The organism is Chloracidobacterium sp. (genome assembly GCA_016715795.1).
GTDB lineage: Bacteria > Acidobacteriota > Blastocatellia > Pyrinomonadales > Pyrinomonadaceae > OLB17.
The window spans coordinates 1095893-1113053 of record JADJXP010000002.1 but is presented as its reverse complement, the minus strand read 5'-3'; the positions used below and the strand labels follow the sequence as shown (position 1 = coordinate 1113053).

Sequence of the window (17161 nt, the reverse complement as noted above, 5' to 3'; positions counted from 1 at the left end):
TCCTCACTGACGACATCGGCCGTCAGGGCTACATTGATCTGATGTGGGTGTGTTCACGAGCAATCTAGCACCAACGCAAATCGAAAGCAAGGGGAAAATTCGTACATTGTCGCTTAGGTCTTGACCTTCGACACTAGGAAGATGCCGAGAAACGTGAAGATCAATAATGGGGCCCAAACTGCTGCTCCGGGATTGAGCTGTCCGTTGAGGCCAAACTGGTCAAATACGGCCGCCGTTCCAATGAAAAGCAACCATAGGGCAACCGCACCGGCGATACTGCCGCCGCGACCGCGCGGGACTAGGGTAACGGAGAGCGGCGCCGTGAATAAAGCCATGACGAACGGAAGAAAAAGCGTTGTATAGGATCTCTGCAGGGGCACATCGACCGCACGACGGCCAACATCTGACTCGATCGTAGAGCGGCTTTGTCGCAGTTCGGCTGAGTTCATATGCGTAGGTTTGCGCTGGATCGTCGAGAAAGGATCGCCCGATTCTAATATCTCAAGGGTCGGACTATCCGATGTCACGAGATTCCCTTCGTCAAGCGAGAATCTCTGAACTCCGCTCGCCACAACGCGCCCGTCGCGCCAGGTCGCCGCACCTGCAAAGATCACGGTGCGGAGGGCCTTGCCGCCGGCATCAAACTCGAAGACTTGCACGTTGACAGTTGCCGGGATATCGGAGCCAGGACCGGCCTGTTCGTTATCAGACGCAGGCGTGTACGCATAGAGACGGCCGTCACCCTTGCTCCATCGCTCGCGCGTTCCGGACGGCAACTTTCCTCCGGTAAGAATATAGTGTCGCGTCTCGTCTTGTATCCTGTTAGCTCTCGGAAGCACAGTCTCCTGGATGCCATAGGTCGCCCCGCCGATCAGGAGCATGATCGCAAAACCCGGCAAAAGCAGCCGATAGACACTTTGACCGGCAGCGGCCCAAGTTACCAACTCATTTTGACGAGACTTGATCACATATGTAGCCATAACGGCGACCATCGCGGCCGTTGGAACCAACTGTGTAAGCAGGTATGGAATGAGGAAAACCAGATACTTGAGCAGGTACGACCATCCACCGTCTATTGCAGCCGCTCGGCGCCATAGATCGAGCGTGGTGAAGATAAGAAACAACGCGAGCAGAAACGCCAGGGCCAGAACCAGGTTCTTGATCAGATCTCGAACCAGGTCAAAATCACGTAGGCCAGTGGTTAGGTCGATGAATAGGTCGCCCGCCCCGAGCCGTCCCCTTGCCTCCGTGAGCCGGCGAATGCCTGTTCGGATCGGCTGGACCAAGGCGTCTAACAATGTCCCGCCACGCCTATGGCCAAACCACCAGACCGCGACGACACAGCCAACGAGCGGGACCAACGCACCCGCAAAAATTGGAAGCACGCCGGTGCGCGCCATCTGTTCCCCGATAAACGTCAAGATATAGAAGAGTATCAGGACGCCCAGCGACACCGCGAGGCCAAAACCGCGCCCTCCGCGGCTGAACCGCAGCACGATAAATGTGCCCAAAACGCTGAAGAGGAGCGGTGTCCCCGACAGCAGTAGCTGCCGATAACTCAGTATCTGCCTTTCTCGCCTTTCCTCCACTGACAGAGTGAGTTCCGCATCGGGATCATCCAATCCAAGTGCGTCCGGGCGAAGCCCCGATCTGTTAAGCTCGGCGATCAGATCATCTCGTTTAGTCCGGATGGCCAGCCGAAGCTCGCCAAGATTCTCGAATACTGCCCCACCTTCAGTCGCTCGCTGCGTTGGAAGGCTCCAGCCTGTGGCATCCTCCAAAACCAGCTCAGATTCCCGCTCAGACGTGTCGATGCGGCCCCGCCTTGCCGTTATCAGACGCAGGCGTCCGCTCGATATATCTTCTACCTGAACGAAGATGTTCTGCCAATGGCCGGTTTCAAGGTCGCCCCCGCCAACATAGATCGCAAAACCCGCCAGTTCGGTATTGATCACCCCAGGCTCCACAGGCGATTCGAGTTTCTTGATGGCGGTCTCAAGGGCGATCCGCTTGACGAGTCTTGTTGCGAGCGGTACTCCCTTATCGTTCACGATGTACGCAAAGATCGAGAATACGATGCCGAGCAGGATCAAGGGTGCCGTGATCTGCCAATTCCCTATTCCAGCCGCTCTGATCGCTACTAATTCGCTGTCGCCCTGCATCTTTGAGAGGCCGATAACGGTCCCAACCAAGATCGCAGCTGGGCATGTGAATGAGATCACGTTTGGCACAAGAGCCAACGTCAATTGCCAAGCGAGCTCAGCCGGAATGGAAAGATTGAAGAAGATGTCAGAAAAACGGCTTGCCTGCTGGACGAACATGATCATCGACAAAAGCAGCCACGATAGCAGGAAGTACGGAACTATCGTCGCAAGCAGATATCGAGAGACTATGTGGCCGACGCGATGCATTCTATCTCTATCGCTGATCTGAGAACTTCATTTCACCCATTACTTTTCGACCAAGCGAACGGGACGCGATCTCCCTCAGCACATCCGAGAGTTCGTCCAGTTCCCTTATCTCCATTGCACAGCTTCGGGCAAATTCCTGGGGACCTTTGCTTCTGATCGATGTCGCCATCATTCTTGCAGTTGCGGTGAGTGTCCGATTCCCTGCGGTTCGCCGACACTTACCGCAGATAAGGTGCTGATCACCCGTCACGCCGACATCCTCGTTATAAGGGAGTTCCCTTCCGCAAGCCCTGCACGTGCTCCAATCAGGAAGAAATCCCGCCAGCTTCAACAGCCAGAGCTCAAAATAGACTCCGACGGCGCTCAGGGCCGCCGGATGAGCAACAGCAGTCTCGATGCAGGCCTGCGTCATTCGGAAAAGCGTCTCATTCGGGTCGTGCGGCGGTAAAAATGCCATCAGGAGATCCGTCAGGTACGCGAATTTGCCCAGAAATGAAGGGTCGGTAGCAGCCGCGAAATTCGACGCCAACAACTCCACCCTCTCAATCGATACAAGCTCGACCGTTTCCTTCTCAAAATATGTGGCCACAACGAGCGAAAACGGCTCCAAACTGCTGCCAAACCTGCTCTTCAGCCTCTTTGCACCTTTCGCCACACCACGCACAATGCCATGGTCCCGGGTTAGAAATACTATGATCTTATCCGCCTCAGACAGATTATAGCTCTTAAGGATGAGGCTCTCGGATTCGACCAATGGCATCGGTTTACCAAGGGATCAGATAGAGTAGCCAAGCCAGAACAAGGCTAATGATGACGAATTGAGCGAACGTCTTGACGCCGTAGACCGTGCGCTCCTTGGCGGTGCCACGGCCAAATATCGCAAACGCTACAGAAACAAAGAGTCCAAAGCCCACAAGGTATAAAAAATGGATCATCGTTTCCTCCCGAGCGCAATATCGACAGCATCGATCGCCGCCAGATAATTGAGTAATCCGGCGACCTCGAGAAACCGGCCGCCGTACTCGAATGTCGCGAGCTTTGCCACGTCGGGCGTGGGAGAGGCCGCAACTAATAGGCTTATCACCGCCCCCAGCCCGCTGCCCAACCGTGCAAAGATGTTAAGAAGGTAGAGCAAGGCCCCATCCTTAAAGTCAAATCCGGGATAGTGAGCCCCACCGCTCAAGAGGGCAATAATGAACATTCCCCAGATGACAACACTAAGAACCCCACCTCTGATGATCCGCCCTTGCGCGATGTGGCCGGCCCCTGGGAATATCCATGCAACTGTTCCTACTAATAGAGGATTATCCATGTTCAATTTACTTGATCTAGTACCTCATAAATACCCTATTATTGTTCTGCTAAAGGAAGTTATCGCTAGACTTAAGAATCTACATTAACTATCTTGCATGCACTTCTCTACGAACAGACAGAACAATTCCCGTGAGATGCCGTCATGGCCCCGCGTAAGTTCTGGATGCCACTGGACACCGACGATAAATCGGCCCTGCCTCCTGTCCTCAACGCATTCTACAACCCCATCCAGCGCCCATGCCGTCGCCTTCAGGCCTTTGCCGAGATTATTAATAGCCTGATGATGCGATGAATTTACGCGGATACCACCGTCCGCTGTCCGCACCGCATTCAAACCGTTCAAGACGCTGCCCGGAGCGACCTTAAGCCCGTGTGAATTACGATGGGCCGGCACACCTTGTTCATGCTTATGACTTCCCTTTAATTGCGACGGAATGTCCTGGATCAACGTGCCGCCACGCCACACGTTCAATGCCTGCATCCCATAACATATCGCCAAAATGGGAATCTTCAGCCTTTCGGCCTCGGCCAAAGCGAGCCTTTCGGTCTCGTCCTTGACAGGGATCACCGTACCAAGAGCGTGATGAGGTTCCTCCCCGTAATAGTGCGGATCAACATCGCTATTGCAGCCCGGCAACAGGATGCCGTCAAGTCCCGCCAGAACATCGCTAACATACTCTGACTTCGGTATCAGCGCAATATGCACAGGCACGCCACCCGCTTCCTCGACTGCCTCGCTGTAGTCACGTCCGAGATAAAACCGGCCGGTCTCAAGCTCCAGACGCATTGTGATGCCGATTCGCGGCCGTCGCACCATAAACCCCTTAATGTTGGCTAAATCGACCTTTGATGTCAATTTGAGCATTGGTTCTCAAACACTTATCATTGCCATTAATGCCGGAAATCTCGCAAAAGCAGCCGATACGCTCGACGACAGTGCTCTTCGTTCGCCGCGACGGCATGGGGGCGATGGCGGGCGACGGACAAGTGACGCTGGGCGAAACGGTAATAAAATCTAGCGCCCGCAAGGTCCGACGCATATCGAACGGCAAGATCGTTGCCGGATTCGCCGGCTCGACCGCTGATGCGTTTGCCCTGCTGCAGCGGTTTGAGACCAAGCTGGAACAATTCCAGGGCCAGCTCGAACGAGCGGCGATAGAACTCAGTAAAGACTGGCGCACGGATAAGTATCTAAGGAATCTCGAGGCGCTGTTGATAGTCGCTGACGAAAAGGATGCGTTCCTGATCTCAGGGAAAGGCGATGTCATCGCCTCGGACGATGGCCTGCTTGCTGTCGGCTCAGGCAGCAGCTACGCCCTCGCTGCCGCGCGGGCATTGATCCAACACACGAGCCTGGCAGCCCATGAGATTGCCCGTGAATCGCTTAAGATCGCCGGTGAGATCTGTATCTACACCAATGCAGAGGTCATTGTCGAGGAGATCTGATGGCCTTTTATTTAGGCGGAGAAACCGCCGCAGCCAAAGCCAGTTTTGATGATATGACGCCGCGACAGATCGTAGCCGAACTCGACAAGTACGTCGTAGGCCAGGACGCTGCAAAAAAGGCCGTCGCGATAGCGTTGCGAAACCGCGTTCGCCGTCAAAAGCTCGATCCTGAGATCGCTGACGACGTTTTGCCCAAGAACATCCTGATGATCGGCTCGACCGGCGTCGGCAAGACGGAGATCGCACGCCGACTGGCCAAGCTCGCAAATTCTCCGTTCATCAAGATCGAAGCTTCCAAATTCACTGAGGTCGGATATGTCGGCCGTGACGTCGAATCGATGGTCCGCGAACTTGCCGACACGGCCGTCGATATGGCCCGGCAGGCCGCATTTGACGACGTATTGCCGCGTGCCGAGCAGAACGTCGAGGAACGCCTACTCGACCTGCTGCTGCCAGCACCGCCGCCAAGCTTCGATACGCCTGAGAACGGCGACAGCACGGCGGAATCAACCGAAAAGTCGCATCAACGCACCCGCGAAAAGCTACGCGAACAGCTTCGACGAGGTGACCTCGACGAACGTCTGGTCGATATCGAAACGCAGGATCGTTCAACCGCGACCATCGATTTTATCGGCGGCCAGGGCATGGAGGAAATGGGCGTCAACCTGCGTGATATGTTCGGCAATATGTTCCCGTCCAAGACGGTGCAAAAAAAGCTGACCATCGGCGAGGCCCGCAAGATAATGCTCCGCGACGAGCAGGAAAAGTTGGTCGATATGGACCAAGTGACAGATCAGGCCTTGGGCCGCGCCGAAACGGCCGGGATCATCTTTCTCGACGAAATGGACAAGATCGCCGGCCGCGAATCCGGCTCCGCCGGGCCCGACGTGTCGCGCGAGGGCGTCCAACGCGACCTGCTGCCGATCGTCGAGGGCACTAACGTAAACACAAAATACGGCATGGTCGCTACCGATCACATCCTATTTATCGCAGCCGGAGCATTTCACGTCTCAAAACCGACCGACCTTATACCGGAACTGCAGGGCCGCTTTCCGATCCGCGTAGAATTAGAGGCTTTGACGGTCGAGGATTTGAAGAGAATACTCGTTCAGCCCAAGAATTCACTGATCAAGCAGTATCAGGCTCTGCTCGGCACTGAAGGTATCGAATTGGAATTTACCCACGACGCGATCGACCGACTCGCCGAGATGACAGCCGAGATGAATCGTTCGACCGAGAACATCGGCGCCCGGCGGCTGCATACGCTGGTCGAAAAGCTGCTCGAGGAGATCAGTTTCGAGGGCGCTGAGTTGGAGAAAAAGCACCAGCGAATCGATGCGGCTTATGTTGATGAACGTTTAAGCGGTCTGGTCGAGGATCGAAACCTGCGACAGTACATCCTATAAGCATGTTTCGTTAAGCACCTAAGCGGCAGAACGGTCGATATGTTAAACACGGCAGTTAAACAAATTCTACATAAAACGCCGTTAGTGCTGTTAGCGCTTTGCGCGCTTAACTTTATCGGCTGCGGCAAGCGAAAACCACCGCTGCCGCCTCGCGAGCGGGTGCAGCAGCGAGCCGACCTGAAAGGCTTCCAACGTGGCAATCAGGTGGTACTTTCGTGGAAAATGCCCGTCCGGAATGCCCCTGCAGACAGCGTCCTAAATATCAGCAGAATTGATATTTACCGCCTTGCTCAATCACAGGCAACACCGCTTGTCCTGTCAGAGGAGGAATTCGCGGCCGATGCCACGCTCATCGCAACAATGCCGGTTCGGGATGCCGATTTTGGAGCAAAGACACTTCAGTTTAAGGACACACTCAAATTTGCCGGCCAACCGGTCCGTCTGCGCTATGCGATGCGGTTTGTGAATGCCGCGGGCCAAAAAGCCGCATTCTCAAACGCTCTGTTGATCGAACCCGCAGGAAAAGTGGCCGCGAACCCAGCCGATCTAGTCGTAACCGTCTCTCAGGAAGCGGTCCATTTAACATGGCAGCCACCAACACAGAACATTGATTCGAGTAGTCCGGCAAGTATCATTGGTTACAATATTTATCGAACAACATCTGAGACACAACCTGCACGACTCTTGAATACCTCACCTATTACGTCAACGACGTTTGATGATGAATTTTTCGAATTCAATAAGGATTATTGGTATTTCGTAAGGGCGGTTTCTGTCGGCCTGGCGGCCGAACCCGTAGAGAGCACGGAATCGAACATCGTAAAGGTGCGCGGAATCGACAAATTTGCCCCGTCTGCTCCCTCGTCAATCACCATCGCCGCGGCTCCGGGCACGATATCTATCTTTTTCGCGATAAATCCCGAAAAAGACATCGCCGGCTACCGCATTTACCGCTCCGAGGACCGCGATGCCCCGCTCGATAAATGGCCACTGCTTACGCCGGAGCTGCTCAGGATGTCAACCTATCAGGACAACCGCATCGAATCGGGCAAGACCTACCACTACTACATCACCGCCACCGACACCGCGGGCAACGTATCGGCCCCGTCCGAGATCGTCAGCGAGACCGCGCCCTAATGATCCGGATATACATGGCTGAAATCGACCCCGATCGAGCGGTAGAATGCCTTCATCTCCGACAGGCTCTTGATCCAGTACATAGATCCGTCCGGCATTATTGCCGTTAGCGGTTTGTCCGGGCCGACTTGCGGGCCGTAATTGCCCCCGGAAGCGACGGGATCATTACGCAACGGCCACTCGTCGTGCGGGCCGTGCTGAATTCCGCGATCGAAGAAGCGGCACTGGAGCTTCTTGAACAGCGAATCGCTCCAGCCCGACGTTCCGTCTAGATTATAAACTCCGTGCAAGTCCGTGTCGCTGTAATACATCTCGCCATTCGGGCCGCGGATCACTTTGTGTTCTGCGACGGATCCGATCGTGTAGCCTTTGCGCTCCAGAGCGTTTCGTTCGCCAACGGTGAGCCCTTTTGCTGAGGCAAGCCCCGCAAAACGCTCCTGGTCAGCGGGCGGCAGGTCTTCGGCCCTAAGCGTTTTGCCTTTCACGTCCATCGGTTTTGGCTTATAACCATCGCGGCCAGCCCATCGCATCGACAATCGATACGAATCACGAACGATGAACACCTTGCCCTCGGTCGCTGCGAGTTCCTGCAGAAATTTCTGGTCTTCGAGCAGCAATCCGCGCATTAGCGGACTCGGGGGAGGCGGCAGCCGCGGCCGCGGCACCTTTCGAAGCGCCTGTATCTTGCCGATCACGGGCCGACACACCCTGACCGTTCCGCGGACAGCGCAGGCGGTTCCGCCCATCACGCATTTTCCACCGGTCGGCAGCAGAGCGTACATGCACACTCGCTGAGCTCCCTGCCGGCCGCGTTCCCAATCGGACATCAAGGGCTGGCCCGGCAAAATGCCGTGAGAATTGCTGTTGAGGTCCTGCCAGATCGCCTCAAGCATCGCCGCCACGGCCCGGGCCCCGTCGTGTTCTTTCGAAGCCCCAAGCGTTTCGGCAGCCGTTCGAAAATCGTTGCGTTTCATCGCGGCGATGGCTCGGTCAATACGGCCGGCCAGTTCGCCGAGGCCGTTCTTGCACTCTTCCATGCCAAAGGCGAACCCGTCCCAATAGCCGCGCTTTGGTGTGTTTACGCCGGTCCCACCCGTCTGTGTGCCGGATGGGTTCGAGTCGCCCTGCCCTCCCGTATTGGACTCTCCTGTCCTCGGCCCGCTTGGCTGGCCGCACCGACCTCCGCCGCGTGGGCAACACTGCTCGATATATGCGACCTTACATTCATGCCGCGTTTGCTCCTTTACTCGCTCGGCGGCGATATCGCTCAAGCGATTCTTGTGCCGATTATTCTCAAACGCCCGCGTCGAAGCGTTGTAGGCTCTCTTTATATTTGTAGCGTGGAAGCTGTTCTCGTGTGCCTCCCAGTCATCGATGACCGAATTATTCCGATCGTTCGTTTTTTTCTCCAACTCCAGCAGAGCCTTCCTCTGCGACGCCTTCTCACAGGTACATTTGGCGTTTGACGTCGAGGTCGAGAATATGTCGCCAGCCCCCGGGATCCTGACCCGTTGAGCTGCCACCCCGGATCCCGCGGCCAACAGAAAGACTACAAGTACCGCAACTCTCCTCATCGGCTTACACCTGCCTTTTCTCACGATTCTATCACGTCAAAGCAGCGGCCTCATCGTTTCTGCACCCGCAGCGGCTCACGGCCGAACCCGATTCACCCGCATGGTCATACGAAAATACGTCCCAGGGATGAGCGTTCAGCTGCCGCTTCGCTCTTTTTGGCGTGGCGTGAGAAAATGTGACTTCGGATCGCGTCTCAATCTCATGCATCTCGACATTTCAACCATCGCACCGTCAAAGATCGTCTGTGTCGGCCGCAATTACGCCGGGCATGCCAAGGAGTTGGGAAATGATGTACCAAAGGAGCCGCTGCTGTTTCTAAAGGCACCGTCGGCACTGGTTTTGGACGGCGGCGACATCGTATTGCCGCCGTATTCACAGCAGGTCGAACACGAGGCAGAGTTGGCCGTTGTGGTAGGCAGGACGTGTTCGCGGCTCGGCGACAACGACGACGTGAGGCCGTATTTGCGGGGCTTCACATGCCTCAATGACGTCACGGCTCGCGATCTGCAACGTAGCGACGGGCAGTTTGCGAGAGCAAAATCATTTGATAGCTTCTGTCCTGTAGGCCCGTGGATCGAGACTGACCTCGATGTGAGGGATCTTCGCATCACGGGTCGCGTTAACGGCGATATCCGACAGGACGCGCGAACTAGCGACATGGTGTTCGCACCCGAATTTCTGATACGATATATCTCAAACATGATGACCCTGTTGCCCGGCGACATCATCGCCACCGGAACGCCCGAAGGCGTCGGGCCATTGAATGCAGGCGACGTCTGCGAGGTCGAGATCGAAGGCATCGGAACCCTGAGAAATCAAGTAAGAAGTGAGGTGTGAGAGAGAAGAACCGTGCTTGACACATACTACTCATATCTCATTTTTCATATCTCATTTCTCACATAAATACCTATGAAATTCTTTATAGACACAGCAAACCTGGATGAGATCCGCGAGGCAAATGAGCTTGGACTGATCGACGGCGTGACCACAAATCCGAGCTTAGTCGCCAAGGAGGGCGACGTTGATTTTAAGGAGCATGTCGCAGCCATTTGTAAAATTGTCGCGGGTGACGTGTCCGCCGAGGTCACTGCGCTCGACACCGAAGGCATGCTCAAGGAAGGCCGAGAATATGCCGCGATCGCCAAGAATGTCGTCGTCAAATGCCCTTTGACTCTTGAAGGGCTCAAAGCGACGCGCACACTCTCTTCTGAAGGCATCGGCGTAAACGTAACGCTCTGTTTCTCGGCCTCACAGGCCATTTTGGCCGCTAAGGCTGGTGCGAGGTATATTTCGCCGTTCATCGGCCGCCTTGACGACATATCGACTGACGGCATGGAACTTATCCGTCAGATCGTCACGATCTACGATAATTACGGCTTTGCGACAGAGGTCTTGGCCGCGTCGATCCGCCACCCGATGCACATAGTTGACTGCGCCCTCGCAGGAGCAGACGTGGCGACGATCCCCTTCAAGGTCATTCAGCAGCTTGTCAACCATCCTTTGACAGATAAGGGCTTAGACGCCTTTCTCGCCGACTGGAAGAAAAGTGGACGAGCGTAAGGCTCTAGCCGTTCTCCGCGCGGGCTTTAGCTGTTACACAACATTTCGTTATCAGATGCTGGGCTTTAAGAGTTGCTTTAGCTCGCTGTGCAGCATCGCCGCCTGCGGGCTGCGGGTCAAAGAAAACTGATACTTCGCCCTGAAGTAATCGTCCGTTTCGGACATGTGGACAAGCTCCCGGACCTGATTCAGATTGGCCTCAACCTGAGCGTCAGTAATTCCCTCTTTTGTGTCAAACATCTCATCGATCTCGACGATCAGCATTGAGAATCTCCGCAGCCAGGCCAGATCCTCGTCTTCGAGCAGTAGATTCAAAAACGCTCCCGCCGACTGACGCCCGTGGATGCCCTCGTACATCTCGCGTTCGAGATCGACCATAGATTTATGGAGTTTTAGCAGGATGTCCCTTGCCGTCTTAAGCAATTCCGACTTGTTCATAATCAAATCTTAGCCTACTTTTGAAACTAATAATACCGTGCTACTGTTTGTTTATTAGCCTGCTAATTGTTTATAATTAGCAGGCTAACAATAAACAATTAGCAAGCTACCGGCATTTACTTAGCGGGCAAAGTGTTTGCATAAAGCACACGAAACACAACGGTTATGGCGGCGTTAATCAAATTTGAAGATACGGTCAGCTACCGGCTCGGGCGCGTGACGACGGCCTTTCGCAGTTCCCTAGAGCGCTGCATGGGCCAGATCGGGGTCCATCACGGACTCCCCGGCCGGCTTCACGGTGGACAGGTATTTGTGCTTTTTGAATTATGGGGTGAGGACGGCCTCAAGCAGCGCGATCTTGCCGATCGTCTTAGCGTCGCAGCTCCGACGATCAATAAGATGGTTGCAGGCCTTGTCAAGCTTGGCCTCGTCTCGAATTTCCGGATCGAAGACGATGCCCGCTCGACCAGGATATTCCTCACCGATGCCGGAATAACTATCCGCGACGCTATCGAACGCCAATGGGTCGATCTCGAGGAGAGCTGCCTTTCAGGCCTGACCGAGACCGAGCGTTTGATCCTGCATGAACTGTTGGGAAAGCTCAAAAGCACCTACACCGGGCGAAGCGAACCATCCGACGAGGAAGACTGACGCTTCAATTCATTGAAGATTCGGGCTAGACTACGAGTATAGCTCGCACATCTCTAAATGCAGGAGGCAATGACATGAAGGTCCTATTGGCGACGGACGGGACGAAATTTGGCGACGCGGCTGTCGAGATGCTTGGCAAACTTGCTCTCGGCACAGGTGATGAGGTCCGCGTGATCAGCGTAGTGGACTTTGCCGTGCCCTTGGCCGTGGACATCTATGGCGGCTATATGCCCGACACAACCGAGGTGGAAAAACTCGGCCGTGAGAACGCAGAGAGGGCCGTGAAGACCGCTTGTGACAGGATCAGGAGCATGTTTCCGGCCGACAAGATCAGTGTCGCGTGCGATGTGCTATTTGGTTCGCCCGACAGCCGTATCGTCGAAACTGCCGAAGAGATGGGTGCCGACCTGATCGTCGTCGGTTCGCATGGCTACAAGCGCTGGGAACGTCTGCTGCTCGGCTCGGTGTCCAATTCGGTCGCTCACCACGCTCACTGCTCCGTTATGATCGTGCGCTCGGACGATGATTAGATGCGGGCCTCCACACCGGAAACATCACTGATCACGGTAAATTCGCGCAAGTTTGACGGCAGCATCCGACGCAGTTGGTCGGCGGGGTTGGCCAGCCGGTCGCATGAGCAGGTGATACTCGTCGGCCGATTTGAGCTTGATGTGGAACATAATGATCTCGGCCGCATCGCGGCTGGCACGGTCTCATTCGAGCATTTCTGGTTCGAGCGCTGGTACAACATCTTTCGCTTTCACGAGCCGGACGGCAGTCTCAAGGCTTGGTATTGTAACGTCGCGATGCCGCCGACGTTTGATGCCCACGTACTTGATTTCGTCGACCTTGATATAGATGTCGTCGTCTGGCCCGACCTGAGCCACGAAGTGCTCGATCTGGATGATTTTGCCAAGAATTCCCGTTCGTATGGTTACCCGAAGGATGTTATCGAACGGGCGCAGAGATCGGTGGATGAGATCGTCGGGCTGATCGACGGCGGCGGGCTGCCGCGAGCCGCCTAGGTCGGTTGGATACGCAGCATATAGCTGCAAACATTGAGCGGCAGGCCCGGCGTCACCTGGATGCGCTGGCCGGCGGGCAGCTCGTAATTATTGATCGCGGCCGGATTCTTGCCCTCATTCACAGCCCAAAAGTTCCCTGCACCATCTGTGACGATACTGAGATGGCGGCGGCTGATCTCGACGTCGCCGGCAAGCGGAATATCGACCGGCTTTGACTTTGAGCCGCGGCCAATGACGATCTCTCTCTGGTAGATCGGCACGACATTCTGGCGGACGCCGCCGCGCCAGATCTCAAGCTTGTATAGCTCGGTCAGACGCGATTTTACCTGCGTCATCTCCTCGCCGTCGTCCTGCGGCTGGACGGGCACGGCCTGCGGAATTACATTCGGATACGTCGGCGGGGCCTCGGCGGCGGGCAGCGGATGGATTGGCTGAGGCGGAAAGGTCGGCCCCTTAAGATTCGGCTGTGTCGGCGTGGCCTTCTGGGGGACCTGTGGAAACGCTGGAATATCCGGCAGTGATTTTGGACGCTGGAGCACGCCGGTCTTGCCGCTGGCGGCGTCTTCCCAGTTGTGCTGCACGCGGACGTCGCCCTTTTCAAGCGTGGCGTCGATCCTTAGCTCGATAACAAAAGACTTTGTCTCAAGTTTCTTCTTCCCGGCCAATTCCTTGGCCCGCTCGGCGAGGATGTGATAGAGGCCTTGTTCGAGCCCCTTTCGCTTGACGCCTTTCCATTCCTTGTCGTCCTCGTCGTTGAGGAAAATAATATATTCGCCCGGAATGATCATGGTGCCCTGCGGCAGCGGGACCATCTCGCTCTGCATGACGGCTTCGACCTCGCGGGCGATCTGCACGATGAATCCTTCTGCCCGAGAGCGCGGTTTGACGGCGGCATCGCGGGCAGCCTCTTCGAGTGCGAACTCCGCGTTGTCGCCGTCGATCCATTTTCGGACCTTATCCAGAATGCTCAAATCGCATGTCCTCCCGTGGGGTCAATCGTCTAGGTCGAGATACTTTCCATTGAGCCAGCCGCGTGTTGCCAAGTTTGGCGTCGGGCGAGCACGGCCCTGCTCGATAACATCAACTTGATACCAATTATTTTGCGAATTTACAATGCGCACTTTTGAATTTTTTGTCACGAGGCCGACCGGCGTGTTGTCGGTATCGGGCGTCGGTCGCAGATAAATGTCAGTATTTGCGGTCGCCGTCTGCACGCGAAACGGATTTCTGATCTCCGGCAGAATGCCGCGGCCGCGCATGTATGCCGCCGTTGCATACAAGAGTCCCGTGAACAGCAGCAGCGCCGCCAGAAATGTAACAAAACGCCGAACAAAGCCCCTTTTCCGCACCGTTTTGCCGGCTACCGGCACGGCAATTCGGCGGTCGGGCTCAGGCGGGGCCTTTTCGGGCGACGCGGCAACAGCCGGCATGTAGAGCGCGGTCGTCGGACGGGCGGCGCGCTCAAATTCAGGCGCCGCCGGTGCGATCGGTGAATAGCCGCGGGCGACGTGCGGCTGAGGCGTGGCCGTTTTTGGGCGGATCACGGTGGCCATGTCTCCGTCAGCGGCGATATCGCGGACGCCTGCGAGATCGGCCCAGAATTCCTCGACGCTCTGATGCCGCTCGCCGGCCGCGATGGAAGTCGCGCGGCGGGCGACGCGGGCAAACTCGACTGCCCAATCCTCATCGCGGCACGCAGCGGGCAGTTCGCCGAGCGGTTCATTGACAAAAGAGCGCGGCGCTACGCCGGTGACGAGCGTGTAGGCTGTTTTTGCAAGCGAATACACATCGGCGGCGGGCGTCAGGCGAATGGCGCCGGTATGGCCGGTGAAATACGGGCTGTGTTCGGGCGGTGCGTAGATATTGGTCCCGACACGGGTGATGGGCGAATCGCCGAGATCGAGCCGAGCGACGCCAAAATCGGCGATCTTGACGGTCGAGAGGTCGCCGGTGAGCAGCAGATTTTGCGGTTTGATGTCGCGATGGATGATGCCGCGCTCGTGGGCGTGGGCGAGGCCGGCGCACGTCTGCTCGATATAGCTTAGCGCCCGTTTGAGTTCAAGCGTCTCTCGCCGCACGACAGCCTGAAGGTCGCCGCCGGGCAGATATTCGAGCACCATAAAGTGAAACACGGTGCCCTTGAGGTCGCGTGCCGTGCCGTGGCCGAGGCGGCTGATGATATTCGGGTGGCGAACGCGGTCGAGCGCGACGGCCTCGTTCTGAAAGTTCTCGACGAGCGTGCGTTCGAGGTCGCGGTCGAGGTCGTCCTGCAGAAAAACATTGAGTGCTTTTACAACGACCTCGCTGTGCGGCGAGCCGGCCGGAGAAAATGTGTCGCGGCCCAGAAAAACCTCGGCATAACTGCCCCGCCCGAGCAGTTCGCGAATGTCATACCGCCCAGAGAGTCGGCAATTTATCAGGCTAAGTTCCCGCAACGTGTCTCCGGTCAAAAATACGATATCACAAGACGGAAGTTCATAGGTTAGTTGCCCGGGTCGAGTCCTGCGGCTTGCCGCTCTATTTGCGGCGAAGCAGAGCTTCGCCGCAAATAGAGCGGCAAGCCGCAAAGAGCCGCAGGCTCCAAGGCTCCTTCCCGACCTTTCACGGATAGACCGCACTTCCGCTGGTTCCCCAAGCATCACGAACATATCGATGGACCGCTCCGCTGGGCTTGAGGCCGTAAAAGACCTTGGGCAGGCCGCGTTCATCCCGGCTCTCAACGAGTATTTCCCTTCCGCGATACATTTCGGGCGTTAATTTGGGATCGAGCCAATCCGGCCAATCCAGGCTTCCGGTGTCGCGAGGTGGTGTTGGCGGTATTTCCTTGGTGTCAAGCTCCTCATCGTCGAGAACCACCCCGTCAGTCCCGACAAAAGACGTCGGGACTGCCACACCTTCGGGAGCCGCATGGACATTTTCCTTCTGGTCCAAGTCCCGGCTATCACTGTCGGTGCCTTCTTCGTCATTTTCCTCAACCACCGGAATGTCCTCAGGCCGGACGAGATCAGGGCGCCATTTTTTGAAGAGGCGATGTGCGCGTGAGACCGGTATCCCAAGATCCTCCGCGATCAGGCGAAAGCTTGCCCCTTCGTCGTGGCGGTGTTTGATAGCGACGATCAGTTTGCGGGTTTCCTCGTCGTATTCGGGCAGGAACCGGTCGTCAAATTTGAACGCCAGATTGCCGTCATCCGTTTTCGACATCCGGCAATACGGCAGTTGCCCGCCGGTCCAATAGAGGGCGTCGGAACGCGATCGGATCTGCATCAGATACCGCCACGTGCGGTCGGTCGGGTGCACGCCGAGGGCAAACGCCGAATCGGCGGTTTCGCAGAGCACGCGCGAGCGCATCAGATCGTTCTCGGTGACCATTCCGGTAATGCCCGGCTGACGTGACGATGCGATGACCAGCACTGATATACCCAGTTCCCGCTGCAGCCGCCTGAGCTGCCGCATCACAATGAGCGTCTCGCGCGTGCCATCATAGGTCGAGCGAAACTCGGATGCGTCGTCGATCACGACGACCGAAATGTGCTTTTCGGCGATCTTTTCACGCAGGTAATCACAGAGCTGTGAGGTATCGTGAGGGCAACCGATATAGAGGTTCTCCGAGTGGCGAAACCGCTTCGCCGGGCTGTAGTAGTCCTTTTCGAACGTGTAGCGCTCGCCAAACTGGTCCTCGGTGAGCTTCATATCCACATACAGCACGCGGCGGCGGTCTTCGGGCATATTAAACCCGTCCATTGGCCGACCTCGGGCCAGCGCGTCGGCTACCTGCACCGCCAGCACGCTCTTGCCGACACCCGCCGGCCCAAAAAGGACCGCAAGCTCGCCGTCGTTCCAAAACTCGTCAAATAACGGCCCCCGATCTTCCCTTGCGACACATTCGTTCGCCTTCTTTATCGTCCCAAGGCCCGTGTCTCGTGTTGTTCTCTCGTTTGTGACATTGTCGTGCATTTTGTTCCTCGCGTTCTATTGTTGCTCTCGCGTTCCGCCTGTGTTCCGGCCCTGTTCCGGCAGTAGGCGGAACGCTGTAACTATTGCAGTGATTCAGGTTGCAGCCTTTTTGGGGCCGTGTTCCACAGATTCCGCGCAAAAAAGTTTTGACATTCCTATCGTTGCGAGTATGATACGCTGTTGCACTTGAATTGTCAACACCCGACGCTATTTGAGTTTTTGTCCCCTTTCGCGGGGGCACCGC

General features: G+C 56.3%; 18 protein-coding genes. 8 read left to right on the top strand and 10 right to left on the bottom strand.

Going from position 1 to position 17161, the window contains the following annotated elements:
• Positions 1 to 113: 113 nt before the first annotated feature.
• From IPM59_10055 to IPM59_10035, 5 genes are all read right to left on the bottom strand, one after another.
• Entirely contained in the window at positions 114 to 2411 is a 2298-nt protein-coding gene (locus IPM59_10055) for an LptF/LptG family permease (protein MBK9215924.1), read from the bottom strand.
• A gap of 7 nt (positions 2412 to 2418) precedes the next feature.
• The gene (recO, locus tag IPM59_10050; GenBank protein ID MBK9215923.1) at positions 2419 to 3171 is read right to left on the bottom strand and encodes a DNA repair protein RecO; all 753 of its coding nucleotides are present in this window, start codon (positions 3169 to 3171) and stop codon (positions 2419 to 2421) included.
• 4 nt (positions 3172 to 3175) lie between these two features.
• Positions 3176 to 3346, bottom strand: coding sequence for a hypothetical protein (locus IPM59_10045; GenBank protein ID MBK9215922.1), 171 nt, complete (start codon positions 3344 to 3346; stop codon positions 3176 to 3178).
• Positions 3343 to 3723, bottom strand: a complete 381-nt coding sequence (locus tag IPM59_10040) for a hypothetical protein (GenBank protein ID MBK9215921.1) — start codon at positions 3721 to 3723, stop codon at positions 3343 to 3345. Before IPM59_10040 ends, IPM59_10045 begins: the two co-directional genes overlap by 4 nt.
• A gap of 84 nt (positions 3724 to 3807) precedes the next feature.
• The gene (locus IPM59_10035; GenBank protein ID MBK9215920.1) at positions 3808 to 4590 is read right to left on the bottom strand and encodes a gamma-glutamyl-gamma-aminobutyrate hydrolase family protein; all 783 of its coding nucleotides are present in this window, start codon (positions 4588 to 4590) and stop codon (positions 3808 to 3810) included.
• A gap of 29 nt (positions 4591 to 4619) precedes the next feature.
• Between IPM59_10035 and hslV the strand changes: the two genes are divergently transcribed.
• The 3 genes from hslV (at position 4620) to IPM59_10020 (ending at position 7714) form a co-directional block, all read left to right on the top strand.
• Positions 4620 to 5171 carry an ATP-dependent protease subunit HslV gene (gene hslV / locus IPM59_10030; protein MBK9215919.1) on the top strand — a complete coding sequence of 184 codons (552 nt, stop codon included), beginning with the start codon at positions 4620 to 4622 and terminating at the stop codon, positions 5169 to 5171.
• 53 nt (positions 5172 to 5224) lie between these two features.
• Positions 5225 to 6577: an ATP-dependent protease ATPase subunit HslU gene (hslU, locus tag IPM59_10025; protein ID MBK9215918.1), complete on the top strand. Its 1353-nt coding sequence runs from the start codon at positions 5225 to 5227 to the stop codon at positions 6575 to 6577.
• Between the two features lie 84 nt (positions 6578 to 6661).
• A complete protein-coding gene (locus IPM59_10020) occupies positions 6662 to 7714 on the top strand; it encodes a hypothetical protein (GenBank protein MBK9215917.1) in 1053 nt (350 codons plus the stop codon).
• Here IPM59_10020 and IPM59_10015 read toward each other — a convergent pair.
• Positions 7711 to 9288, bottom strand: coding sequence for a hypothetical protein (locus tag IPM59_10015; protein ID MBK9215916.1), 1578 nt, complete (start codon positions 9286 to 9288; stop codon positions 7711 to 7713). The two genes, IPM59_10020 and IPM59_10015, sit on opposite strands and share 4 nt — an antisense overlap.
• A gap of 100 nt (positions 9289 to 9388) precedes the next feature.
• On the opposite strand from IPM59_10015, the gene IPM59_10010 reads away from it, so the two are divergent.
• Both IPM59_10010 and fsa read left to right on the top strand, forming a co-directional pair.
• The gene (locus IPM59_10010; protein ID MBK9215915.1) at positions 9389 to 10126 is read left to right on the top strand and encodes a fumarylacetoacetate hydrolase family protein; all 738 of its coding nucleotides are present in this window, start codon (positions 9389 to 9391) and stop codon (positions 10124 to 10126) included.
• Positions 10127 to 10198: 72 nt separating this feature from the next.
• Positions 10199 to 10849: a fructose-6-phosphate aldolase gene (fsa, locus tag IPM59_10005; protein MBK9215914.1), complete on the top strand. Its 651-nt coding sequence runs from the start codon at positions 10199 to 10201 to the stop codon at positions 10847 to 10849.
• A 51-nt stretch (positions 10850 to 10900) separates the two neighbouring features.
• On the opposite strand, the gene IPM59_10000 is transcribed toward fsa, so the two are convergent.
• Positions 10901 to 11287 carry a hypothetical protein gene (locus IPM59_10000; GenBank protein ID MBK9215913.1) on the bottom strand — a complete coding sequence of 129 codons (387 nt, stop codon included), beginning with the start codon at positions 11285 to 11287 and terminating at the stop codon, positions 10901 to 10903.
• Between the two features lie 165 nt (positions 11288 to 11452).
• On the opposite strand from IPM59_10000, the gene IPM59_09995 reads away from it, so the two are divergent.
• The 3 genes from IPM59_09995 (at position 11453) to IPM59_09985 (ending at position 12963) form a co-directional block, all read left to right on the top strand.
• A complete protein-coding gene (locus tag IPM59_09995; GenBank protein MBK9215912.1) occupies positions 11453 to 11938 on the top strand; it encodes a winged helix-turn-helix transcriptional regulator in 486 nt (161 codons plus the stop codon).
• Between the two features lie 74 nt (positions 11939 to 12012).
• On the top strand, positions 12013 to 12468 hold the full coding sequence (locus IPM59_09990; protein ID MBK9215911.1) for a universal stress protein: 456 nt from the start codon (positions 12013 to 12015) through the stop codon (positions 12466 to 12468).
• On the top strand, positions 12469 to 12963 hold the full coding sequence (locus IPM59_09985; GenBank protein MBK9215910.1) for a DUF402 domain-containing protein: 495 nt from the start codon (positions 12469 to 12471) through the stop codon (positions 12961 to 12963).
• Here the strand turns inward: IPM59_09985 and IPM59_09980 are convergent.
• From IPM59_09980 to IPM59_09970, 3 genes are all read right to left on the bottom strand, one after another.
• A complete protein-coding gene (locus tag IPM59_09980) occupies positions 12960 to 13934 on the bottom strand; it encodes a DUF3662 domain-containing protein (protein MBK9215909.1) in 975 nt (324 codons plus the stop codon). The two genes, IPM59_09985 and IPM59_09980, sit on opposite strands and share 4 nt — an antisense overlap.
• Positions 13935 to 13955: 21 nt before the next feature.
• Positions 13956 to 15398, bottom strand: coding sequence for a protein kinase (locus tag IPM59_09975; GenBank protein MBK9215908.1), 1443 nt, complete (start codon positions 15396 to 15398; stop codon positions 13956 to 13958).
• A gap of 166 nt (positions 15399 to 15564) precedes the next feature.
• The gene (locus tag IPM59_09970; protein ID MBK9215907.1) at positions 15565 to 16917 is read right to left on the bottom strand and encodes an AAA family ATPase; all 1353 of its coding nucleotides are present in this window, start codon (positions 16915 to 16917) and stop codon (positions 15565 to 15567) included.
• Positions 16918 to 17161 lie beyond the last annotated feature (244 nt).